The sequence below is a fragment of the Paenibacillus sp. FSL K6-0108 genome, from assembly GCF_045040695.1.
GTDB lineage: Bacteria > Bacillota > Bacilli > Paenibacillales > Paenibacillaceae > Paenibacillus > Paenibacillus pabuli_B.
Genome location: NZ_CP150288.1, coordinates 2,067,371 through 2,092,243 on the forward strand (window position 1 = coordinate 2,067,371; position 24,873 = coordinate 2,092,243).

The 24,873-nt window shown below is 45.4% G+C and carries 20 protein-coding genes; 14 read left to right on the top strand and 6 right to left on the bottom strand.

Translation table 11 applies throughout. From position 1 onward, the window contains the following. Positions 1-17: 17 nt before the first annotated feature. Complete coding sequence (coaA, locus tag MHB49_RS09645; protein WP_247901621.1) at positions 18-947, bottom strand: type I pantothenate kinase; 930 nt, start codon at positions 945-947, stop codon at positions 18-20. A gap of 194 nt (positions 948-1,141) precedes the next feature. Here coaA and MHB49_RS09650 point away from each other — a divergent pair, with 194 nt between their 5' ends. The 11 genes from MHB49_RS09650 to odhB all read left to right on the top strand — a co-directional run bounded on the left by MHB49_RS09650 (position 1,142) and on the right by odhB (position 15,529). After that, on the top strand, positions 1,142-1,927 hold the full coding sequence (locus MHB49_RS09650) for a DUF3891 family protein (protein WP_405155978.1): 786 nt from the start codon (positions 1,142-1,144) through the stop codon (positions 1,925-1,927). 274 nt (positions 1,928-2,201) lie between these two features. After that, on the top strand, positions 2,202-2,711 hold the full coding sequence (locus MHB49_RS09655; RefSeq protein ID WP_405155979.1) for an 8-oxo-dGTP diphosphatase: 510 nt from the start codon (positions 2,202-2,204) through the stop codon (positions 2,709-2,711). A 27-nt stretch (positions 2,712-2,738) separates the two neighbouring features. Continuing rightward, positions 2,739-3,107 (top strand): YybH family protein, encoded by a 369-nt coding sequence (locus tag MHB49_RS09660; RefSeq protein ID WP_405155980.1) that lies wholly within the window; start codon positions 2,739-2,741, stop codon positions 3,105-3,107. 169 nt (positions 3,108-3,276) lie between these two features. Then, positions 3,277-3,699, top strand: a complete 423-nt coding sequence (locus MHB49_RS09665; RefSeq protein WP_405155981.1) for a GNAT family N-acetyltransferase — start codon at positions 3,277-3,279, stop codon at positions 3,697-3,699. Positions 3,700-3,864: 165 nt separating this feature from the next. Next, positions 3,865-4,383, top strand: a complete 519-nt coding sequence (locus tag MHB49_RS09670) for a GNAT family N-acetyltransferase (RefSeq protein WP_062320254.1) — start codon at positions 3,865-3,867, stop codon at positions 4,381-4,383. Then, positions 4,380-4,742, top strand: coding sequence for a cupin domain-containing protein (locus MHB49_RS09675; RefSeq protein WP_405155982.1), 363 nt, complete (start codon positions 4,380-4,382; stop codon positions 4,740-4,742). Before MHB49_RS09670 ends, MHB49_RS09675 begins: the two co-directional genes overlap by 4 nt. Positions 4,743-4,883: 141 nt before the next feature. After that, positions 4,884-5,327: an NUDIX domain-containing protein gene (locus tag MHB49_RS09680; RefSeq protein ID WP_405155983.1), complete on the top strand. Its 444-nt coding sequence runs from the start codon at positions 4,884-4,886 to the stop codon at positions 5,325-5,327. Between the two features lie 341 nt (positions 5,328-5,668). Continuing rightward, positions 5,669-6,955 carry an S-layer homology domain-containing protein gene (locus tag MHB49_RS09685; RefSeq protein WP_405155984.1) on the top strand — a complete coding sequence of 429 codons (1,287 nt, stop codon included), beginning with the start codon at positions 5,669-5,671 and terminating at the stop codon, positions 6,953-6,955. 621 nt (positions 6,956-7,576) lie between these two features. Continuing rightward, entirely contained in the window at positions 7,577-10,651 is a 3,075-nt protein-coding gene (locus MHB49_RS09690) for a DUF5704 domain-containing protein (protein WP_405155985.1), read from the top strand. Positions 10,652-11,369: 718 nt separating this feature from the next. Further along, positions 11,370-14,246 (top strand): 2-oxoglutarate dehydrogenase E1 component, encoded by a 2,877-nt coding sequence (locus MHB49_RS09695; protein WP_405155986.1) that lies wholly within the window; start codon positions 11,370-11,372, stop codon positions 14,244-14,246. A 5-nt stretch (positions 14,247-14,251) separates the two neighbouring features. Then, the gene (gene odhB, locus MHB49_RS09700) at positions 14,252-15,529 is read left to right on the top strand and encodes a 2-oxoglutarate dehydrogenase complex dihydrolipoyllysine-residue succinyltransferase (protein ID WP_405155987.1); all 1,278 of its coding nucleotides are present in this window, start codon (positions 14,252-14,254) and stop codon (positions 15,527-15,529) included. Between the two features lie 134 nt (positions 15,530-15,663). Here odhB and MHB49_RS09705 read toward each other — a convergent pair whose 3' ends face one another. The 4 genes from MHB49_RS09705 to MHB49_RS09720 form a co-directional block, all read right to left on the bottom strand. Beyond that, positions 15,664-16,641 carry an alpha/beta fold hydrolase gene (locus MHB49_RS09705; RefSeq protein WP_405155988.1) on the bottom strand — a complete coding sequence of 326 codons (978 nt, stop codon included), beginning with the start codon at positions 16,639-16,641 and terminating at the stop codon, positions 15,664-15,666. A gap of 83 nt (positions 16,642-16,724) precedes the next feature. Next, positions 16,725-17,702 carry a type I phosphomannose isomerase catalytic subunit gene (locus MHB49_RS09710; RefSeq protein ID WP_405155989.1) on the bottom strand — a complete coding sequence of 326 codons (978 nt, stop codon included), beginning with the start codon at positions 17,700-17,702 and terminating at the stop codon, positions 16,725-16,727. A 186-nt stretch (positions 17,703-17,888) separates the two neighbouring features. Further along, positions 17,889-18,473, bottom strand: coding sequence for a class I SAM-dependent methyltransferase (locus tag MHB49_RS09715; RefSeq protein ID WP_405155990.1), 585 nt, complete (start codon positions 18,471-18,473; stop codon positions 17,889-17,891). A gap of 1 nt (position 18,474) precedes the next feature. Then, positions 18,475-19,428: a TIGR01212 family radical SAM protein gene (locus MHB49_RS09720; RefSeq protein WP_064639508.1), complete on the bottom strand. Its 954-nt coding sequence runs from the start codon at positions 19,426-19,428 to the stop codon at positions 18,475-18,477. Between the two features lie 272 nt (positions 19,429-19,700). Between MHB49_RS09720 and MHB49_RS09725 the strand changes: the two genes are divergently transcribed. From MHB49_RS09725 to MHB49_RS09735, 3 genes are all read left to right on the top strand, one after another. Then, on the top strand, positions 19,701-19,901 hold the full coding sequence (locus MHB49_RS09725; RefSeq protein WP_062320234.1) for a hypothetical protein: 201 nt from the start codon (positions 19,701-19,703) through the stop codon (positions 19,899-19,901). Between the two features lie 152 nt (positions 19,902-20,053). After that, the gene (gene trmB / locus MHB49_RS09730) at positions 20,054-20,803 is read left to right on the top strand and encodes a tRNA (guanosine(46)-N7)-methyltransferase TrmB (protein WP_405155991.1); all 750 of its coding nucleotides are present in this window, start codon (positions 20,054-20,056) and stop codon (positions 20,801-20,803) included. Positions 20,804-20,935: 132 nt separating this feature from the next. After that, positions 20,936-22,080 (top strand): IS3 family transposase gene (locus MHB49_RS09735; RefSeq protein ID WP_111620854.1). Its coding sequence is split into 2 segments (ribosomal slippage): positions 20,936-21,209 and positions 21,209-22,080, totalling 1,146 coding nucleotides; the frame shifts between segments, so codons are not numbered across the junction. A 159-nt stretch (positions 22,081-22,239) separates the two neighbouring features. Here the strand turns inward: MHB49_RS09735 and MHB49_RS09740 are convergent. Continuing rightward, positions 22,240-24,486: an AraC family transcriptional regulator gene (locus tag MHB49_RS09740; RefSeq protein WP_405155992.1), complete on the bottom strand. Its 2,247-nt coding sequence runs from the start codon at positions 24,484-24,486 to the stop codon at positions 22,240-22,242. Positions 24,487-24,873 lie beyond the last annotated feature (387 nt).

A 24,873-nucleotide genomic window follows, 5' to 3' on the forward strand; every position in this document is an offset into this window, starting at 1 on the left:
TCTGCTCATTAAGATGCTTACAGCTTACGCAATTGGATTCGCTGAATCGAATGGTCCGCTTCCTTTTTCAAAATCAGTCTGGCTCGTCCTTTGGTTGGAAGGATGTTTTCGTGCAGATTTTTGGCATTGATATCTTTCCAGATCTGACTTGCCGTAATAACAGCCTCATCTTCTTCCAGATTGGCAAAACGACTGTGGAAGAAGGAGTTCTCATTCTGGAACGCTGTATTGCGCAGCAGCTTGAACCGCTCTATGTACCAGTGACGGATATGCTCCTCTTCTGCATCGATATAGATGGAGAAGTCAAAAAAATCACTGACCAGTAGTGGAGTTTCCTTTTTGACCTGGAGCACATTGATTCCTTCAATAATGAGGATATCCGGCTGACAGATGGCCTTTTCCTCGCCTGCAATAACGTCATAGGCAAGATGGGAGTATACGGGGGCCATCACTTCAGGTTTGCCTGATTTGACATCACCCATGAATTGAATCAATGACTTGATGTCGTAGCTTTCCGGGAATCCCTTCCGGTTCATGATACCTTTCTCTTGCAGGATGGCATTGGGATACAGGAAACCATCCGTTGTGACCAGATCCACCTTGGGATTTCCTTTGCCTCTTGCAAGCATAGCCTGAAGCAGGCGGGCGGTTGTACTTTTGCCCACGGCAACGCTGCCCCCAATACCGATAATGTAGGGAGCATGATGTGCCTCTTTTTTCAAAAAAGATGCCGTTAAGTGATTCAGCTCTCGTGAAGCGCCTGCATATAAGTCAATAAAGTGGGTAAGAGGTAGATAAATATCCTCAACTTCTTGAATGGATACCTCTTCATTTAATCCCTTTAGCTGTTCCAATTCCGCTTTCGTAAGTGGAAGAGTGGTCTGGTACTTTTTCAAGTCAGCCCATTCCTTGCGGTTAAACTCGGTGTAAGGAGAGTATAAATTCATGAGATCCCGCTTTCTGTATGTAATGTTATGTTGGCACAATCATTAGTGTACCAAATTTCAGGGAACTGACAACACCTTTACAGGGATAGGTTCCTTCGTATATTCCCTGAAAGTTGAGTGAAAAGCAACTTATAGGAAATTTTGTACCAAATTATGTTAAAGTCAACGTATACCATGCGGAAGGGTGACAGCAAATGATCGTATATGAGAGAGAGCATGATTTTGTTTTGACCGCACAGCATGAGCATGGACTAGTAGCCGGAGAAATGGCTTCCCATTGGAAATCGGAAATGTTAATTGATGAAGCGCATCGGGAAGATCTGATTCTTGCTGCAAAAGAGCATGATCGGGGATGGATTGAACTGGATTCTGCGCCATTCTGGAATGATTATAGTCAGATACCGTATTCGTTTCGTGATTTTCCGCTACGTCCGCGATTTGTATTTTACCGTAAAGGTATTGAAGAAGTTCGTGAGAAAAACCTGTATGCCGGGTTATTGTGCAGCATGATGTATACAGAATTGTTTCAAAACAATCTGGGTGCAAACGCCAATGATGATGAAGACATCAGGGAGTATCTGAACGATGAACGGGAGCACCAGTTACGTTGGGAACAGCAGCTTGGAGGTGGTGAGGCGCTGAAACTCAGGCTGAAAAATGATGTCGAGATCATGCTTTTTTGTGATCAACTTAGTCTTTTTCTCTGTATGGAGGAACCCGGAACACCTGCTGCACGTTATGATTTTTTCGCTGATGGACTTGGCTGCACCTTCGATGCATGTTCAAGACAACCCATTAAGGCAGAGTGGCTCTCCAATGAGAAAGTAGGATTGTCTTTTGTGCCGTTTGATGAGGACTTTACGGTTGTTATGCCTTACAAATCGGTGCCAAAAGCAAGTATCCGCAAATTTGGTCTGCTGCAGGCCTATCGCCGTGCCGAGTGGAAAGAGCGGCGGGTATCAATTACAGGCATGAGCTGAGTATCGTCTATTGATATTTGGTTCAAAGGAAGAATATTTCATATACCATAATAAGGCGGGCCTCCGAAATTTCCGGTGTCCGTCTTTCGTATGCGTTTATATCGAAATTGAATTTGCAGATAGTTAGGAAAGTCAAGATGGATTCGGAATAGAGATTAAGCAGGAGAAAGGATCTACGTCCCAGAAGTGTTAGTGTACAACGAAGTATATAGGCTTAATTCAATAACTACACAAAAGTGGAGCGGACAGAAACAACGCAACTGGGAGGATAAGCATGAACACTAGAACTGAGATTTTAACGATGTGTATGGTATGGGACAAGCAGAATGATCGGGTACTATTAATGAACCGACCGAATCGAAAAGGATTTCCCGGATATATCGCTCCTGGAGGGAAAGTCGATTTTCCGGAAAGTATTGTGGACGGTGCCGTGCGAGAAGTTAAAGAGGAAACAGGACTTGTGGTAACAGAAATTACATATAAAGGTCTTGATGAATTTTGCGATCCGGAGCAAGGGTTGCGTTATATGGTTTTCAACTACGTGGCTACTTCTTTTGAGGGGGAGTTACTAAGTGATCCACCGGAAGGCGACCTGTTGTGGGTTACTTTAGGGCAAGCGCTGGAGCTGCCCATGCAGGATTGGTTTGCGGATCGGTTCCCGCGATTTTTTCAAACAGGTACGTTTGAGCGGAGTGTGATCTGGGAGAAATCAACGGGGCGTACACTGAAAGAGACATTTATGGTGTATGACGATTCGGTTCTTGAACAGAGTGAAGTTAAATAATTCAAAACGCAGGAGGCGGAATAAATCATGGGATACCAGCATGCACTGGAAGGATACATTGCAGCGACCAATACACATCAGTTTGATGAGGTAAGCAAGTGGTTATCACCGGATGCTGTATATTGGTTTACCGGAACGTCTTGTACTACGCTTAACGAAATTCGGGCTTATTTTGAAAACGCTTGGGAGACAGTCAAGGATGAGGTGTATCGTGCAGAAGATGTCACGTGGATTACGACTGGCGAAGAACAGGCGGTCTGTATTTATACCTATCACTGGAAAGGAATGTATCAAGGGGAACCAGCTGCTGGAAAAGGTCGGGCTACCAATGTATTTGTTGCAGGCATCAACGGAGAATGGAAATTAATCCACGAGCACTTAAGCACGGGTGAATAACGTGAGGAATAGAACGTTGCGATTTTATAACAGTCTACATGAATAAAGCTAATCAATAAGGCTTCTATTTGAAGAATGCTTCATAATTTTATCAGCCAATTCTATATATTTATATCCAGATATTATGATATAATGAAGTTTACTTTTTAAAAGGAGAGGACTTGCTATTATGGATATTACATTTCGTGACTCGCTGGCGGGAATAGGTATCGACAAACTTAGCGGGAATTTTTTTGAAGGTTGGCCAAACCCTCCTTCTACGGCTACTTTCCTGAAGTTGCTGGAGCAATCCTATGCTGTCGAACTGGCTATCGATGAAGAAACCGGAAATGTGGAGGGCTTTATTCAAGCGATTTCAGATGGAGTTCTTAGTGCATATATTCCCTTATTGGAAGTGCTTCCGGAGTATCAGCGTAAAGGCATCGGAACAGATCTCATCAAGCGTATGTTTAATCGTCTGGGTGATCTCTATATGATTGATCTTTTGTGCGATAACGAACTCCAGGAGTTCTATGGGAAACAGGGCATGCAAAAAGCATCTGGCATGGTGATTCGTCATTATCAAAATCAGGCTGGAGCGGTAAAGAGCTAATAGATTTGGTGAACTAGATGGTTGAAATAAGTATAAAAATCGTTCCGGAGTAACCCGAAGTTATAAAAAGAGAAAAATATGAATTCAGACTAAAACATTTATATACGGAAGGTTGTTATATATTTGGTGACTAGCTATACATAGGCTTCTGCAAACGGGACGTAAATGAATATGTACGAGGAAAAGGTGGAGATTGGTGTGAAATTGTCGTTCCGGATTTTGGACTGGGAAGAAGAAAAACCTTATGAGCTTTTATTGATGGCTGATCCGTCCAAAGCCATAGTTGACGAATATCTAAGTCGTGGTGTTTGTTTTATCGCTGAATATGAAGGAGAAATGGTAGGAGAGTTTGTCTTGCTGAAGACGCGTCCAGAGACGGTAGAGATTGTTAATATTGCCGTACAGGAGGAATTACAGGGACAGGGCGTAGGCAAACACATGATCAAGGAAGCGATAGAAGCAGCACGCAGGCTTGGTGGGCGAACGGTAGAAATTGGGACAGGCAACTCAAGTTTTCATCAGTTGAAGCTGTATCAGCGCTGCGGTTTTCGCATTATAGGGGTTGATCGGGATTTCTTTGTGAAACATTATGAAGAAGAGATTATAGAAGATGGCATTCGATGCGTTGATATGATTCGTTTGGCTCTGGATCTGGATACCGTGGCGGAGGAGAACAAGAAGTGAAGATATATCGCCTGAAACCAGAGGACCGTCGCAGTATTATCGCTTATAACAGTGAAGGAGCAGAGATTACGTCGATACTCCGAAGCACAACAGCTTGCCACATAGCCCAACTGAAACTGTCTGCAGGGGGAACTCTGGGGTTGCATCCAGCGGTAGGTGAGCAGGTGTTTCTGGTGCTAGAAGGTGAAGGTTGGGTAGTGGGAGAAACAGGTGAACGAGTAGTTGTCCATCCGGGAGATGCGGCGTATTGGAGCAACGGTGAGAATCATCAATCCGGATCGGATAAAGGGTTAACCGCATTGTTGATCGAAGGTGAAGAACTAATTGTTCGGTTATCGCTAGAGGCGGGAGACTCTTAGATAGGAGCTGATGATTTGAGTGTCTGGATCATTGTTATTATTGGAGCAATATTTGCTCCAACGTTCTATCAAATGAATAAACGTATTCGTAGATTGGAAGAGCAAGTTAGGCATCTTTCAGACGAGAGGGAGAACCTTTAAGTGGATCAACACACGCACATGGGAGTATACGGTTTAGTCACTTGGGAGCAAAAAGTCCTGTTAATACATAAGGCTAGAGGAGCCTATATGGGGAAATGGGATTTGCCTGGAGGAAGGTTGGAGTTTGGTGAGCAACCGGAGACAGCCCTACACCGCGAGATCGAAGAGGAGACAGGCCTTTCCAATCTGCAATTGGTGATTCGTTCGGCAGAGTCAGTCGTACTAGAGTGGATGTACAAAGGCGAACCTGAAATGCTGCACCATATTGGGATTTTGTACGATATATATTTGACAAGCGAAAGTCGGCCTTATGAGATCAAAAGGGAACCGGACGGTGAAGATTCAATGGGCGCACAATGGTTTACTTGGGAAGAGGTCGGAGCGTTATCATTGACGCCATTTGCACAGTATATGATTAGTAATTTTGATAGAAACCTATTTTGATTTGAATTTTAGGGCTGGTCAAATGGAACAGAATCGTTTATTCTGTGATAGATAGATTACAATTTTTTCAATTGAATAGGACTGACACCTTAAAGCATAAGGCTATGAATCTGCGGATTCGTGGCCTTTTTTTGTGTTTTTAGGGGTGGATTGGGTCTTTGGAAGGGGGGGCTGCATGCCTTGTGGTGATGGGGATTGCTGAAAAATAATACCAATAGCCTAGATTTGCATGGTAGAATATTGATGATTATGACAAATTTAGGTTTTGGCTTAAAGAGTAGTACGAGTGCTGAAGAAGCAGTGGTTTGCCCCATACTAAGGTACATAGGAGAGTGAGTAGGTTGAAGAAGCAGATGAGATTAAACGTTAGTAAATCAAAAAAAAATGTGTTAATCGTCGGTTTGTTGACGACGGCTTTGATGGCAGGAACGCTGCTGACTACTGGAACCGTGGGTCTGGTGTCTACTGTGAATGCTGCTACAAGCACGAAGGGAACGGATACAACGGCTTCTGCGCTTACGAAGTTCAAAGATATCAAAGGGCACTGGGCGCAAGCCACGATTGTCAAAGCCTTTGATAAAAATCTGATTTCTGGCTATCAGGATGGTACATTCCGTCCCAATGCCAAAATCACACGTGGTGAGTATGCTACCCTTCTCAGCCGTGCCACCAGCTTGGAAAAGGTACAAGGCGAGAATCCTTTTGCTGATCTCAAGGGACACTGGTCTGAATCAGCTGTGACACAGTTGGTTGGCCAAGGCTTCATTCATGCTAGTGATTATCCAAAAGGATTCAATCCCAACGCTGAACTGACACGCTACGAGATGATGAAATGGATTGCAAACGGACTGATCAAGTCGGGAAGCAGTTTTCAGGATGCTTTTGACGACACCCGAGATACACTGCTACCTACCCCTGAAGTGAATCGGGGAACGATTCGTGCAGAGCAAATTCCTTATCTTGCACTTGTTCGCGGAACGGGCATAGTTGGTGGATTTGAGGATGGTTCCCTGAAGCCTGCTGATCCAACAACTCGAGCAGAAGTGTCTGCCATTTTGCTGCGTTATATGGATGTCGAGGGTACGGATGCAGGGAAGTACAGTGATTTGAATGAAATGCGTGAGGTTGGCACGACGGGAACGAATTTAACGACGATTAGTAATTATTTTTATACTAAAAATTCTGTTACGGTAAGTGATCTATCTAAGGGGGATATAAAATTATCTAACAATTCAGGAGTACTCACGTTTCATAGATTTATAGTAGTGAAAGTTCAAAACGGTAAACCACAAGGAGTATATACTAAACTTTTCGTGGAACCCAAAATTTCAAGTGGTGATTACTATTTAACATTTGCAGATCTATCTTTTACCTCAAACACAGAAAACACAGATTTAATAACCTTTAGTAGTGGTCTTAATAATGGATTATTGAAGTTTAGAAGATTAGACTTAGATTTTGCAAAAAAGAACGGATTCACTACTATTCCTAACAGTCCTAAAGAACTCATTACCAAGGGGAAAAAAGTTAGGTTCTGGACCAGATCTTCTTTAGATTTTAAAAATGGGACGTATCATATCACTTCGGAGAATATAGGAGAAATGAAAATACAAAATATGTATTATTAGAGAGGTGATTGTACTTTTATGAAAAAACGAATGCGGTTGCCCGTATTCAATTGGTCTAAAATATTTGTATTCTTCGTAATAAGTTTTGCCTTGGCGGGGCTGTCAATAAATATTTCTATTTATGCTGCAAGCGATCCGTACGGTCCAAAGTCAATGAAAAGTCCTATTTTAAAATCTGTTCAAGCTGAAAAAACAATTGGCACTCCCGGCGTTTACTGGTATCAACTTGATGATGGAAGTTTTAGAGCAGACCACAATGGTGGTCCCACATATTCTAACAATGCCGGGGGGTGTACCACGCCCTATCCCGCTTTAAAAGAGGTTCCGGATAGCGTTGACTTTTCACGTTGGCCAGCAGTTTCTTGGCCGCAGTACAACGGGAATAATTTGTCGGCCTCAAGTTTCAAGGAAGTAAAAATCAAAAGTGTAGAGTATCAAACAAAACCTGAACAAGAATCTTATACAGGGGTGGGAAGAACGGTTATATCCCCCTCAAGCACAATAGTCGGTATTCGGACTTTAACTGGTGGAGATCATGAATGGACTCAAAACGACCCATTTGAAAATGGCGGTAAAACAACTGCAGGTTGTATTAAGCATAAAGTTGCCTATTTCACTCCAATGGACATCATTTGGGAAGGGGATCTGGAAGAAGAAAAGGAAATTGACGTAACACCAGATTCCACACTAACGGTCGGAGAAACCAAACAGATGGTAGCCAAAGTGAAGACAAAAAACTACGGTTCTACACAGTGGAGTGAAGGCGTCGACGTAAGTCGGCGTGATGCTGAAACCACCTGGTGGTCATCTGATCCGAGTATTGTCAGTATTGAACCGAAAACAGGAATGGTTAAGGCTGAAAAGCCGGGTACTGCTTTTGTACGTGCAATCTGGAACAACGGTACATACCTCATCTCGGATACGGCTGACATTACGGTTACGTCCGAACCAGGCCTCATTGTGAACTTGCCAAACGCCTGTAAAGCAGACACAGCTACACCGCTGCAAGCTAAAGCTATCCTAACCAAGTCAGACCTTTCTGTTCATGAGCTTACTGCGCATCCCAAATTGACATGGCAAAGCTCCAATCCAGCAGTAGCAACCATAGGTGCAGATGGGAAAATGACGATCAAAGGTATCGTCGGGACCACCACCATCACTGCGCGATTTTCGGACACTGCCCAGCAGTTGGATGAACAAGGTACGCAGGTGTTAGATGTAAAGGATTGCACAGGCAGCGGAGGAGACGGGGGAAATGATCCCGGTAACGGCGGAGGTGTTGTGGGTTGCCCTGTGACCATCAGTCCACCTAATAAAGGAGCGTTGATCGAATCGGCTGTCATGGACCCATCCGTCCAGGGCGTGCTGAAAGCTGATGATCGGGGATCTGAGAAGTTTGATGCCCCCCGAGGCATCCCGACTTCTGAAGACCTCTATGCAAATGTAATGGCTAAAGGATACTTGTTCCAGCACCGCTGGGTGAACATGACGGGTACAGTCACATATACGGTGAAAGTGAAGAAGAACTATCACAAAACATGGACTATTCCTGGGAGACCCTCCAGTGGTCCTGACGATCCGGGTACACCTCCCGAGCCTAAAGAACGTGATGTTCCTGTACAGGATTCAATGCAGGTTACACGACAATATAGTTATTGGCAGATTGATAATTTGGAAGTCTATCAGCTAAATCAAGCTACGGTATCCAATTATGCGCTTGGTGGCTACGGTGGTACAGTAACGCTGACTCCAAACGGATATACACCGCCGACCTTACAATCGGCTAATGATGATGCCGTTACCGCACATGTGAAACCAGCACCTTGTAAGGAAATCGATCTTGGCACTGAAACTGTTCCAGGCGGTTCCACTGAACCTGCTACACCCGTTGAAACGTCATTATTCCAATCCAAAGCAGAGGCTGAGGTCAAAGAGAACACTGTGAATAATGACAAGGTATTATTTAATGATGCCACTGTGATGGATCCTGCTCCGATGGATAAGACTGCTCCGCGACCTGGGACAATCCCTCAGCCTGGTATGATCGGTGACAATGTGCTGTACCAGAATCGTTTAACCATTCAGAATACGCTGATCAACAAGGCGGACCAACCGACAACGGGCGAGATCGCCTATGGCTTGATTCCTGGCAACATTAAAGGGGGTCAGGATCAGAAGTTTTCTATTCAAGGAATTAATTCTGTCACAGTGCACACGCCTGTCGTTAACTACGCATGGGTGTCTGATGATCAGCCGCACAACCAGAAAACAGTGCCTGATCCGACCAGTTCTGCGCTTATTTTGGAACGACCGTTTATTGTACGCATCCCTACCTCAGGGCAGCATCTGGACGTAACCAGTTACCCGGGTTATGGCAATAGGGACTATGCCAAGTATTTTCGCATCAAGCAGGTTCGTTTCCCCTTTGATGTATATAACGCCGATAGAAGTCAGTTCATTCCAGCCAAGACCTGGGTGGACATTCCGGTCAACCAATTGGATACCGTTTTCTATCTTCCAGTATGGGTGGATGAAGGACATTACCGAATTGAATTTCGCAATATCGCGGAGAATGCTCCCGCATCATTCACCGAGCAGCAGGATGCCAATACGAATTTGATCCATCATGTTGCGGCAGATACGGTTCCCGTGGAGGTTATTGGGCGATTGTATGATTTTCACGTTACGGATATCGCCGATTATAATTGGGAGAACGTGTTCCGTAAGCAGCTCGGGGGTGCAGAGCCGACAGGGGTGAGCTACTGGACAGGACTTAACAGTATTGATGGTGACCCGCGAGGGAATCTGGCACCATTCGTGTTACCTGTTCGCCCAGGCAGTCACCCTGTGCAGGGATTCGGTAATGCAGCGGTGAAAACAGGTTACCATATCAAGTTTGACCTGAAAACAAAAGGGAATATGTTTGGCCAACAGGATGGTGTTCGAATTACACCGAGTTTCTACTTTGTGAGCAAAGACGGCTCTTCCAGACAAGAAGTCGATCTGTACTACCACCGCGGTCAAGAGCGACTTATTCGGATAGGATCGGCGCAGGACTTGGAAAAACGCTTTGTTGTCCTGAACTCGAGGCTGCGTAACGTACCCGGCACGGAATTGGGAGATACGGCGCGTTATCAGTATACTTATGAACTGACCGACAGTGAACGCAACCAGAGTCCGCTCGCTGATTATATGGTTCGGCTTGTAGATCAAATCTCTCACCAGAAAACCTGGGTAGGCCGCTATGATTGGATGATCCTGCCCGCTTCCATTCGTACACTGATTGGACCAAAGACAGACATTCCTTCTGGTGTTAGTGTAGACCGAGCGAATGCAGCGATCCAGCGTTGGTACGGAGAATACAGCCTGCCTGCAGATGTCTACGTCGTGCCAAAGGGAACCAATCTTGAATCGCTTGCCAGACAAAATCAATTGGATGAGAAGGCTTCTGTACTTCTGAAGGACGGATATATTGTGGTCAACTTCAATATCGAGACACTTCGCAATGGGAATACAGAAGCTCCACACTTGCAATACATTTATGCTCCACTGATGAATCAGTGGCAGATGGAAGGTTTCAACAACAGTCCAGTTGACGATCAGGGCAGAACTTGGCCTCTGAAGGATGGCGATGTGGTCTTTTACCACGCAGATCAGTCCAGTCGGAGTGATTTTCAACCTCAGGTGCCGCATTAAACACTGATATCAGTGCTAGTTGGTACATTTCATCGATGTACGTGTTGTCAGTATATACGAACCATGTTAACCAAGCCTAAAAGATGCCGCCTGAATGCTTTACGCATTACAGGCGGCTTTTGGCTTATAACATTGATTTGCAAGAAACACCCATTTATTTGTTGAATACCAAGCCAAATGGTTAATATTTAACTTGACGGTTTGTTTTTGAACATTATGGACCACAATTCTAAATAAGGAGGCTGCAAATCGGGCGAAATCTGAAAATGTGTAGAAACCAATATAGGATAAGCGTTAAACAACAAAACGCCACACAATTAAGGTCATTTGTGGGTCGGAAATGTTCCAATTATTCGATTCATCTAATTTATGCATCAATTGAACTAAAAATAGGAAATGCTCCTGAGCGTAAAAGTTTATAGAATAGATATTAGAACACGGACTTCACTTTGATAAATTTGAGGAATGTGTAACCTTCGAACGGATCAGGACAGTATTCGACATCTGTGCGACGGTATATTCAATCATCAGTTTACTATGATTTTGAAAACGCAGACAAACCTTGACGGGAGCGTCGGAACAACGTTATTACCACCAACAGCACGATTATTGGACTTCATGAAAAATTTAGCTTAAAATGTTGAACGAACGCAAATTACGGCTTAGTCAATGATTTCCGTCAAAAACTTATGACTAAATCAAGACGGAGGGAACGTCGATGACGATCGAGGAAGGCAACAAGAAACCCTGGGAAAGTTATTATGGCCCGAATATGGGATACGTACAGGAACAATATGAATTATATTCCCAAGACCCGGGTGCAGTTACACCGGCTTATCGGGAATTATTTGAACAATGGGGTGCACCGCCGATGTCTGGCAGGGATGCACATACAGCCTCGTATTCTGGCAACGCCCAAAAGGCTTCCGGAAGCGTGGATATTCAATTATTGCAGAAAGCGGTTACAGCAGGGAAACTGGTAATGAATATTCGTACTTATGGTCACCTTGCCGCCGATATTGATCCCCTTGGAATCAGTGAAGATTCAGATACTTCTTTGCTTGAACCGAAGCATTTTGAATTGAATGAAGAAGATTTGAAAGCTCTGCCAGCTTCCCTAATTTGGGAAGGTGCAGATGGACAGACGGTAACAGGATTGGATGCCATCCAGCGCCTGCGGCAAATATATACGGGTCCTATCGCTTATGAATTCAGCCATGTGCATGAAGTTCATGAGCGGGAGTGGCTGAACCGCCGTGCAGAATCTCGTACTTCGCCGGCACCCCTTAACCCAGAGGAGCGCAAAGCTTTGCTGGAACGTTTGGTTGAAGTGGAGCAATTTGAAGATTTCCTTCACAAAACATTTGTTGGGCAAAAACGTTTTTCTATTGAAGGTAACGACGTGCTGGTCCCTATGCTGGATGAAGCAGTTCGAATTATGGCACACGCAGGTTCAAGCCATATTCTAATGGGGATGGCTCACCGTGGTCGATTGAACGTACTTGCTCATGTATTGGGCAAGCCGTATAGCAAAATTTTCTCTGAATTCCATCATTCTCCGAACAAAGATTTGGTTCCTTCCGAAGGGTCAACAGGAATCAATTACGGTTGGACGGGGGATGTCAAATATCATTTGGGCGCAAACCGTTATGTAAAAGACGGAGAAACCGTACAAGCGCGTCTTACGCTTGCCAATAACCCGAGTCACCTGGAATATGTAAACCCGGTTGTACAGGGCTTTGCACGTGCAGCACAGGATGATCGCCGTGATCCGGGATATCCGAAGCAGGATGTAACCAAAGCGGCAACCATTCTGATGCATGGTGATGCGGCTTTCCCTGGGGAAGGTATTGTAGCAGAGACGCTCAATTTCAAAGCTTTGCCTGGTTACCAAAATGGCGGAACAATTCATATTATCGTGAACAACCGTCTTGGGTTCACAACAGACAGCAGCGATTCACGCTCAACATATTATGCGAGTGACCTTGCAAAAGGATATGAGATTCCCATTGTGCATGTCAATGCAGATAATCCGGAAGCATGTATCGCAGCTATTCGTATGGCAGCAGAATACCGTAACCTGTTCAAAAAGGACTTCCTGATTGATCTGATCGGTTACCGTCGTTATGGTCACAATGAAACGGATGATCCGGAAACAACACAGCCAACAGTGTATGACAAAGTAAAAGCTCATCCAACGGTTAGCCATTTGTATCAGGATTATCTGAAAGAGGAATCAATTGTTGACGATGCTTCCATCAACAGCATTCGTGAGGCTGTGACGAACCGCTTAAAAGAAGCTTACGAGCAGATGAAGAACAATGAAGTGCATGAATATTACCAACGTCAAATCAGCGAACCAGAAGCCGTTTCGATTATTCCAACTGCTGTGCCATTGGAGAATCTGCGGGCAATTAATGCAGACTTGCTGAAATGGCCAGAGAATTTTAACGTGTATCCGAAGTTGCAGCGTATTTTGCAGCGCAGAAGCACATCTCTGAACGAAGGGGAGAAAGTGGACTGGAGTCTTGCAGAGACACTTGCGTTCGCTACCATTCTTGCGGATGGCAAACCAATCCGGATTAGTGGACAGGATGCAGAACGTGCAACCTTTGCCCACCGGAACCTGGTGCTGCATGACTCCGAAAATGGCGCGAAGTTCTGCCCGCTGCATCATCTGCCACAGGCAAGAGCATCTTTTGCCATTTACAACAGTCCGTTGTCTGAGGAGTCCGTTGTTGGTTTCGAATACGGATATAACGTCTATTCACCAGATACTCTTGTAATTTGGGAAGCTCAATTCGGAGATTTTGCCAACTGTGCACAAGTTATTTTTGACCAGTTCGTATCTGCCGGCCGTGCCAAATGGTCACAAAAATCCAGTCTGGTCATGTTGCTTCCACATGCGAACGAAGGACAGGGACCTGAGCATACAAGTGCTCGTCTGGAACGTTTCCTGCAGCTTTGTGCAGAAGACAACATGACGGTTGCGAACTTGACAAGTGCATCGCAATATTTCCATCTACTGCGTCGTCAGGCTTCCTTGACTGAAACAGAAGATGCTCGTCCGCTGGTTATGATGTCGCCGAAAAGTCTCATACGTAATCCTCGTGTTGCATCACCTGCAACAGAGTTCAGCGAAGGGAAGTTTGAGCCTGTGCTGGAGCAAGCAGGATTGGGCACAAAACCGGATCGCGTAGAGCGCATTATTTTGTGCAGTGGTAAAATCGCCATCGATCTGGAAGATGCTTTGGAGAAAGATAAAAAAGCGGATTGGTCTTGGCTACACATTATTCGTGTCGAACAGCTGTATCCGTTCCCGGCGGAAGAAATCAAGCGCGTACTTGCACGTTTCAGCAAGCTGAAAGAGCTGGCGTGGGTACAGGAAGAAAATAAAAACATGGGTGCCTGGACATACATGGAGCCTCGTCTTCGTGAAATCGCGCCAGAAGGAATAACTGTTAAATACGAAGGTCGCCCTGAACATGCGAGTCCTTCAAGCGGTTATCAACTTGTGCATGGCATGGAACAGCAACAGATCATTACATCCGCATTAAAGCAAACGACGAAGAATAATATTCCACTGGGGAGGTAACAGCTGTGAGTGAAATTAAAGTACCTGCAATGGGTGAGTCGATAACGGAAGGAACTGTATCCAGATGGCTGGTCAAAGAAGGCGAAACCGTTAATCAGGGTGATGTTCTTCTGGAGCTGGAAACGGATAAAGTAAATATTGAGATCAGTGCTGAAGAGAGCGGTATTCTTGAGAAAATTGTTCGCCAGGAAGGCGAGACTGTAGAAATCGGTGAAACGATTGGAACACTCTCGGCAGGAACTGGAGGAGGAAGCGGCGCGCCCGCTTCCCAACCAGCAGCGGCAGAGGAGAAGCAAGCAGCTGCTCCGGCACCGGAAGCTCCAACTCCGCCACCTGCACCTGTTGCTGCAGCACCGGAATCTTCGGACAGCAGCTCGAAGACAGCTTCACCGTCTGCTCGCAAGCTCGCACGTGAGCGTGGTATTGAACTGGATCAGGTACAGAGCAAGGATCCGATTGGCCGGGTTTATCAGGATGATGTGAAAACTCACAATACCCAGGCTGCCGCTCCTTCAGCGCCTCCTGTTAAAGCTCCCGCGGCAGCACCTAGTGCTCCGGCAGCAGGTGGTTCCACGTATACCAAACCAGTGGAGCGTCAACGTATGTCCCGCCGTCGTGCTACCATTGCGAAACGCTTGGTAGAAGCACAGCAGACTGCTGCGATGTTGACGACGTTTAACGAAGTGGATATGACGGCAATCATGGACGTTCGTAAACGCCGTAAGGACAAATTCAAAGAGAAACATGAAATCAATCTTGGCTTCATGTCCTTCTTTACCAAAGCGGTTGTAGGCGCATTGAAAAAGTTCCCAACCATTAACGCTGAAATTGATGGCGAAGATGTTGTACTCAAAAAGTACTATGATATCGGTATTGCGGTATCTGCCAAAGAAGGCCTTGTCGTACCGGTTGTGCGTGATGCAGATCGTCTTGGCTTCGCTGAGATCGAGAAAAGCATCGCTGACCTGGCATCCAAAGCGCGTTCCAACACGCTGGCTTTGTCTGATCTGCAAGGAGGAACCTTCACCATTACCAATGGCGGAACGTTTGGCTCCCTGTTGTCTACACCAATTTTGAATACACCTCAAGTCGGTATTCTGGGGATGCACAAAATCCAGCTTCGTCCAGTAGCGATTGATGCAGAGCGGATGGAGAACCGTCCGATGATGTATATCGCCCTGTCGTACGATCACCGTATCATTGATGGTAGCGAGGCCGTACGTTTCCTCGTGACGGTGAAAGAATTGCTTGAAGATCCAGAGTCTTTGCTGATCGAAGGGTAATCCAATCCATAACGATTAACATTTAATTGCCATCTTATAAATAAAAAAAGTAAAGCCTCTGAACATGGTGCACAGCGCAAGCTGCTAACCGGTTCAGAGGCTTTTTTCATCATTGTCTGAATGTTCGTATCGAATTATACGGAATCGGCGGTTTCTGCATGTGTTGTGGAATGGCGAGAACTGTAGTCAGGCGTATGCCTCTCTAACCACTCCAAAACATGCCCTGCAACCTCAGTCCGATTCGTCTCGTGCAGCATTTCGTGGCGTCCTCCCGGATAAAGGCGGTATTCGATATCCTCAAGCTGAAGCTCCCGATATTGGGAGACCAGTTTAAGTACTCCTTTGCCATGAAGCCCAACCGGATCTTGTTCACCTGAGAACAGATATACAGACTTATCCTTGGGAATTCGTTTCATGTTGTGTGGCAAGTGAATGTCCAACAGCAGTTTGAAAAAGTCACGGAAAAAACCTGCCGAGCAGATAGCTCCGCACAAAGGGTCATCGATGAACCGCTTGACCTCTTCGGGGTCCCGAGACAGCCAATCAAACGGTGTGGTCGCCGGACGGAAAGAACGGTTGAAGCCGCCAAATACAAGCGCATTGAGCAGCATACTTGGATGAGCAGTACCCTGAATGCCACACTGCAGGAAAGCCAACTTTTCCCCAAGCCGAAGAAGACCGCGTTTGCCATTGGTGCCGGACAAAATAAATGCATGATAACGCTCGTGACCTGCGTACATTAGATGCTGTACTAAAAACGAACCCATACTATGCCCCATTAGAAAAAGGGGCACATCAGGGTTTTCATTGGCGGCAACTTCGCCCAGATTCATCATGTCACTCGCCATCCAGCGGAAAGCATCAGCGCCGGCATTGCCCAACAGGTTCGGGTTTTCTACCGTTTTACCATGACCACGATGGTCATTTGCGTAGACCGCGTAGCCGTGAGTGGTGAGATGTTGGGCAAATTCAGCATATCGGGCAGCAGTCTCACTCATGCCATGTGCAATCTGGACAACACCTTTGATATTGCACTCCGGATCGGGAAGCCAGCGGTACACATGAATACGGGTACCTTCATTGCCAACCAGGCTAAAGGTAGATTCCTGCATCTCGTGTAAATCCTCCTTCACAGGTCACATTAAGGCCGGTTCAGTTCAAGGAAATAACCTTGAATACATACTGGATTATTTAATTAAGGCAAATAAGATCGGAGAACAGTAGTGTTGCCATCCAGCGTATAGGAGCCCAGGTTGGCAGGCAGTAAGTAACATTGTCCAGCTTTTAATTCAATTTTATCCGATTCCGAGTTATCCCACTCCAGTGATCCACTACCTTCACAGACAACAAGAATAGTGAAGCTATCAGGATGTGTTGAGAGTTCCCAGCGTTCTGAAACAATCCCTTTTTCCACCACAAAATAAGGGCATTCCGCAAGCTTCAGCCACTCACCTGGAGTTGCGTTATTGGTCTTCATCGTCGTGGCGCCAGCACCCTCATAAGCCGTTACATTCAGTGAATCCTCAACATGCAGCTCACGTGGTTTGCCATCCAGGCCTGGACGATTGTAATCGTAAATCCGGTATGTTGTATCCGAGTTTTGCTGAATCTCAGCAACAACGACACCTGCACATAGAGCGTGTACCGTTCCCGCAGGGATAAAGAATGTATCTCCAGCTTCTACAGGTACTTGACGAAGGGTATCCATGACCGTACCATTCTCCAGCGCTTCCTTCAGTACTTCACGATCAACGCCTTCATTCAAGCCGTAGATGATGTGTGCTCCTGGTTTGGCATCCAGCACATACCACATTTCCGTTTTGCCAAGCTCACCGGGAGGGAGCGCTTCATAATCATCTGTTGGATGAACTTGTACGGACAGATCATCGTTACAGTCAAGCAATTTGATCAGAAGAGGGAAACGTCCGCCCTTTTCCGAAACACCTTTGGTTCCAAGCCATGCTGTGCCCAGTTGTTCACGAACTTCGTCCAGACCTTTTCCAGCAAGTGCTCCATTTAATACCTTGGTTGTACCATTTGGATGATCCGCAATCATCCAGCCTTCTCCTATATGTCCTTCAGGTGGCGTCAGGCCGAATTGCTCCAGCGCGCGGCCTCCCCATACACGTTCTTTGAACTCTGGTTGAAATTGAAGTGGGTATGGCGTAGGCATTTCTAATCTCTCCTCTAGTATATGAAATGGTGGATCGCTTTAACCAATCATGGCCGCGTATGCGGCATGAATGTAACAGTGAATACGGTTGCACGTCTTTATGTAGTACACAAATCGCATGAATCAAACCCAAGTTTGCTTTGTTGCGACTGTGTCTAGTTTATTGTATTTGTGGGATAAAGGAAATTATTTTTTCTCGATGCCAATCAGAAAAGGGGAGGCTTCACGCTGCAATTGGCGATAGATCACCACCTGTGCCTTCTCTACAGGCAGAGCAGAAGACCACTTCAGTACCTCTTCCGCTTCCTGCGACCCTCCATCATGACCTGGATACAGCACAACGGTAATAATTCCACGCGGCTTGAGCAATGCCAGAGCAGCATGAAGTGCAGCAATGGTACTGTCTGTTTCCGTGATTATGGTGGAGTCCGCACCTTCCGAAGGCAGGTACCCCAGGTTGAACATTACAGCACCCACGTTACCCTGCCAAGTTTCAGGAACGGCCTCAGCCATTCGATCATGGCTTAATTGAAGCATGGAGATGGAGCCCAACTTGGCACTGTCCTCTTGTTTGCGAATACGGGCTTGTGCCAGGGTAAGTGCCTCGCTCTGAATATCGAAACCAATGACTTGCCCGCGTTTACCCACTTTTTGTGCCAGAAACAGAGTATCCGCCCCCGTTCCTACCGTTGCATCGATAGCTAAATCTCCAGGCTGTAAACGGGAAGAAATCCATTGATGGGCACAACTTAAAACTGAAAGAAAGCCCATCTTAAGCACCCCTCCAGTATTTACCCTGCCAGGAATCCCGCTCACGCAGCTCACGATCAATGGAATTCAAAACTTCCCATTTGTTCATGGACCACATCGGCCCAATCAGCAAATCACGCGGTGCATCCCCTGTAAGGCGGTGTACAATCATTTCGGGTGGCAGCATCTCCAGCGTATCGACGATCAGTTTAATGTACTCGTCCTGTTCCAGGAAACGAAGAAGCCCGGCTTCATACTGCTTCACCATTGGTGTTTTGCGCATCAGATGAAGCAGATGAATTTTGATTCCCTGCACATCCATGTTGGCAACAGCACGTCCGGTATCCAGCATCATTTCATGGGTTTCCTGCGGCAGTCCGTAAATAATATGTGTACACACCCGAATATTCCGTTTGCGCAGCTTCGCAACGGCTTCCTCATAACACTGCGTATCATGCGCACGGTTAATTAGGGTTGACGTGGACTCGTGAATAGTTTGCAAGCCCATCTCGACCCATAGGTAGGTGCGTTCATTCAATTCAGCCAGGTAATCAACGACGTCATCCGGTAAACAGTCAGGGCGAGTGGCAATGGAAAGACCCACGACACCGGGCTGCTTCAAAATTTCTTCAAAGTATTCACGCAGTTCTTCAACCGGCGCGTATGTGTTGGTATAGGCTTGGAAATAGCCAATGTAGTGGGCTGTAGGCCATTTCAGGTGCTGCTTATCCCGAATGGTATTGAACTGTGTAACCAAATCATCCCGTCTGCTGCCAGCAAAGTCACCAGATCCACGAGCGCTGCAAAATGTACAGCCCCCTTTGGCAATCGACCCATCTCGGTTTGGGCAAGTGAAACCTGCATCCAGCATTACTTTGAAAACCTTATTGTTAAATTCGTCTCTCATTTCGTAATTCCAGGTATGGAATCGTTTATCTCCCCACAGAAGAGGAGGTTGTATTGACGGTGCATTCATCTTCAGGGTACTCCTTTGGCTTACCTAATGGCTTGCTTATCATATTGCCGAATTCGACTCTTTTTGAACTCTTACCATTGTATCAAAAAACTCAAAAAAAGGGGAATCTAGTCACAAAGATAGGCCGAAGAAATCAGGTTTTATCCTTGCTATAGTTTACACATTATGTTATATTTAAACCAGCGTCAGACACCATCTAATGGGTACTATTCATCATAGCATTTGAATCAATATTGACGTCATGGACCATACTATACCGTGAGGTGATATGAATGAATTCCCAAGTTAAAAATAATGATCTTCATCATGTTTCTGTAGAACTGACGGCAGAAGAAGCTTTGGCTTTGACAGGTGTTCGTTTCAATGGCAATCCGAAAGTGAAAGCGGCTGCAAGACAAAAAGTTCGGGATGCTTTCGAAAAGACATTTGATTTTTCACACCAAGATAAGGTAGACTATGAACTATTAAAGTAGTTGGACCCCAATTCCAAATAAATCGAAGAGGGAATCTTTGAGATTTGCCCCAAAGTGGCAGATCCGAAGATTCCTTTTTCATTGCTCTTTACAATTAGCCGGTTCTTCGGCAAAATGATTCTGAGACAAGTATGGATAAACGGAGGAATAAGATGCGTTTACGTGGCAGAAAAGGGATTCGTGAAAATCTGGAGCAGCAAGTTGACCTCGTTGTTCTTGATCCCAAACAGTACAAAGGAAAATGGTCTGAACTGTTTGGCAATGACCATCCGATCTTTGTGGAATTTGGTATGGGTAAAGGTCAATTTATCAGCCAAATGAGTTATAAATATCCGGAATATAATTTTATCGGTATTGATATGTATGATGAATTGGTGCGTCGTGCCAGCGAGAAGGCTCGGAAAGCATGGAGTCAGGCAGCAGTGGAGACACCGCCCAACCTGAAGCTGGCGCTTGCTAATATCGAACAGATTGAGGAAGTATTTGAACCGGAAGAACTGGAACGGATTTATCTGAACTTCAGTGATCCTTGGCCAAAAGCCAAGCATGCACGCCGTCGTTTGACACATCCACGTTTTCTGAAGAAATATACGGAACTGCTTAACACCAAAGGACAGATCCATTTCAAAACAGATTCGGAGACATTGTTTGATTTCTCTCTTAATGCGATTGCCGACTTTGGTCTGCAAATGACCAATCTGTCCCTTAACCTGCACCGCGATGGATTGAATGAAGAGCATGTCATGACAGAGTATGAGCAGAAATTCATGGGCAAAGGCATGAACATTCACCGGGTGGAAGTCATTGTTGGTGAAGAGGCTTTGCGCGAGTATCAACAAATCCGCTTGGACAAGTATAAAGTGCGGGAAGCTGCAGACGAGTCTGGCGAAGATCAAGAGTAATAATAAAAAAGCGTGATATGCATCTGGCTACCAGACGTGGACTGACCCCATAACGTGAGACAAATCAAAACACCTTCAAGAGAATGAAACCTTGTCGTAAGATAAGGAGACCATCTTGGAGGTGTTTTTGTAATGGCAACAAGAGTGAGTTATCCCGTGGAATTAAAGATGAAAGCCATAGAAATGAGATTGGCAGAGATACCCGTGAAAGAAGTTATGGATCAGCTTGGAATACGAAATAAGACACAGATAGAAACGTGGATGAGATGGTATCGAAAAGGAGAATTAAATCGCTTAGAGCAACCGGTTGGTAAGCAATATAGCTATGGAAGAGGTCCAGAACACACGACAGAACTGGAAAAAGTGAAGGCAGAAAACCGATTCTTAAAGCAACAACTCGATCTACTAAAAAAGTACAAGGAACTGGAAAAGAGGTGGAAGCAGAAGTCGTCATCGCTTGGGTCGAGTCCATTCGTAAAGAAGTGACCATATCTGAAGCTTGTGCATGGCTTGGAATTGCTCGAGCGACCTACTATCGCTGGAAGACAACCTGTGAGAGCAAGCATCCAGATCCGATGGTCGAGAAAGTAGCTCAGCTTTGTACTCAGCACAAGTTCCGGTATGGATATCGAAAAATTACTGCCTTGCTTCGGATTGAAGGTCCCATAAATCATAAACGAGTACAGCGTATTATGCAGTGCGAGGATTTACAATGCCGAGTGAGAATGAAAAAACGAAAGAACACGGGGCAACCTGCAAAACCTGCAGAACATCTACTCAAGCGCAAATTTTATGCAGAAGCTCCTTTTCAAAAACTGGTGACCGACATTACTTATTTGCCTTTCGGTAATAAAATGTTATACCTTTCAAGCATTTTGGATCTGTACAACGGAGAGATTGTCGCTTACAGTATAGCGGACAAGCAGGACACATCCTTGGTTTTGGATACGCTAGACCAACTTCCAGAGCGGACAAATATGCTGCTCCACAGCGACCAGGGTAGCGTGTATACTTCTCAAGTTTACCAAACCGTAATAAAGGGAAAAGGCATTACCATGAGCATGTCCCGTAAAGGAACGCCCGCTGATAATGCCCCCATTGAGTCGTTTCATTCCACACTAAAGTCTGAAACGTTTTACCTCGAAGATCTCAGGTGCACAACGACAGCCATCGTTGAACAGACCGTTCGAGACTACATCACCTACTATAACTTAATTCGGATTCAAGCGAAACTAAATAACCAGTCTCCGATAAATTTCCGAAGACTGGCTGCTTAAACTTGCAAGGTGTTTTGATCTCTGTCTCATAAAAGGGGTGCAGTCCCGACGTTCATATCACGCTTTTTTGTTGTTCTAATTAGACTAAACCTGGTAACAATGCTTGTGGCTCTTTGTTTCAATTCAATTAAATTAAATTCATTTCATTTCTCTTCACTGCTAAAGCTCCGAATGCAGTTCTTTGCGGCGATAGTCGTTTGGTGTAACCCCGTTGAACTTTTTGAACATGCGATAGAAATAAGAACTGTTGGTGAATCCAGTTTGCTCCGCAATATCGGCTACAGAGTTTTCCGTCTCAATGAGCAGATATTGCGCTTTGGCTATGCGGGTCTCGTTAATGACATCGGTGAGTCCTTTTAATGTTAGTTGTTTATAGAGCCTGCTGACATATATGGGTGACATCGCGAGTTCATCCGCAATGGAGGTCAGACAAAGATTGGTGTCTGCGTAATCTCGTTCAATAATGCAGTTGATTTTGCGAATGAGTTCCTCATGTTTGAGCGATCGCTTTTCCTCTACTTTGGAGCCAAGTTCGTCAAACATGCGATAGAAGTGTGCGTGAACTTCACTGAGATTCTCTGCATCATGGATCGGAAGCATTGAACGGTCGGAGATGGATTCAAGGGTAAGCTGGTTGTTCTTTTTAAGTGTGTTTCTCACATGATTCAGAGTCATGGTTAGATGGGACAGCGCCAATTGAAATACGGTAAATGGATATGTGGCCGTTTCGCTCACAATGTCTGCATAGACCTGTTTGGCTTCGCCTGTTTTGCCTGTCATCAGGCAATCAATCAACTGTCTCTCTTTTCCAACAGGGAAGGCATATTCCTTGGCATGGTAAGCCATGATGTCCGAGGTATAAATCAGGCATCCAGGACCCATGAACAAACGATGAAGCGATGCTTCTGCTGATTGGGTATAAGAAGCAATACTGTTTTCCAGTGAATCTTCCGCTGGTCCGATGGTAAACGAAATGGAACATCTTAGATGTGTCATCACGGCAGCCTGCATCATGCGCAGCAGGTCCTCAATGGGGCTATGATCATAATCAGCCTCATTCTGAATTTTATCATTAAAGATAAGTGTAATCAGATCACCGCCCATATCCACAGCTTCGGTGTGGAAGTAGAGGTCAGCCGTTTCCGTACAAATGTTCATCATCGCGTATTTTATAAGTTGGACTTCATCCCGGTAGGTATCGCTGAAATCGGTAAAATGATCGATACGAAGCAGTACCAGTCTGGTTAGACGATGAACATCCACAGAAGAGCCATAGAACTTCATTCGTTCCTCCAACATGCCTCCCGTTACCGTTTCCCGTCCTTGCAAGGCCCCGCGCAGAAAATCCTGTCGCAACAGATGCAGACTGCCACGACGCTCGGCCTCCATCACGCGCATACGGACAAGCACTTTATCAATGGGATGATAGAGCTTTCGGGACACGAGGTACGACAAGAACACTCCCGCAATTAATAGCCCAAGACAAAATAGAACGGTGTGTGTCCGCATACTCCGGATATCTGAGGTAATGAGATCATACGGTGTGATCCGGACATAACGCCACCCGAGATTGTCAGGAGCGGTGTAGGTAATGAGAGACTTCTCCCCATCCACCTCTGCGGTAAAGTAGGCAGATTGCCCTGTATTTTGCAGGATCGGATGCATAAACGTTTCATTGGACAGGTCTTTCATCAATGTACGATCGCTAAAATCGGATAATAACTGACCCTGTTCATTGATAATAAATGTTTTCCCTGGCTGATCGGCTGAATTCATATTGGGACTGAGCCAATCGTCTTTGATATTTACGACGACAGCATAATTCAGCGTAGCATTGTCATTGATCGTGTCATAGCAGAGGTACGTATAGCTGCTGACCTGAGTTTCCTCGGTAGAGCCAACCTGGTAAGTGCGCGGGATCGGAACAAAAGGTTTGTAATCATGGAAGCGGTCGAGGATGCTTTTGATCCCCTGGTCGTCGATTTCAGAAATGGACTGCTGTCCATCTCGGACTTCATTGGAACTGATAAAGAACTCATCATTTTTGGAGTTATATACATAGATGGATTCGATAAAAGGGAGGGACATGCGATAGTTGTCGAGTTGTTCCATCGCTGACGTAATTTCATAGATACTTGGATTCGAATAGAGCAGCAGGGCAGAGATCGTGTAATCCTGATAAATCTGATAAGACAGTGATTTGGCGGTCTCAGTCATCTTGGAGACTTCCCGGCTGGTCTGGGTGAGACCATTCATATCTGTTCGGTAGACCTGGCGAAGGGCAATACGATTGTAGTTGACGTACAAAATGGCAGAAGCTACAAGTAAGGTGGCAACGGTGCTGACGATAATTCCGATCAGAATCCGTGTAAACACCTTCTGACTGTCTTCCGAACGTTTACGCATAACCTTTCCTCCCGTTGGCCTCCTGTTTTGGGTGAAAAAAAGTATGACTTCATAGTGAAGTGTAGGACTTCATATATGAACGTGGTGAATCATCGAGATATCTCGAATTATATATTATGTATGCGTTTACATCAACGCTGAACCAGCATGCTATACCCCATTTCCTTAGCTAAAGTTCAACTTTCGCTTTATTGTTCACTAGGTTCAGCGTATGCACGATATCAACTTTTGTGAACGCTCAGCATTCATTTCAGTGTTGGTTCATATTGTTCATATTCCTTTTCGCAGAATTCTTCATGAACCGGCCGGATGATTCAGTATCCGGTAGCGCTCAGGGCATCTACAATAAAAACAGAGCTCCACTGCGCGCCGCGCCGTAAGAAATTC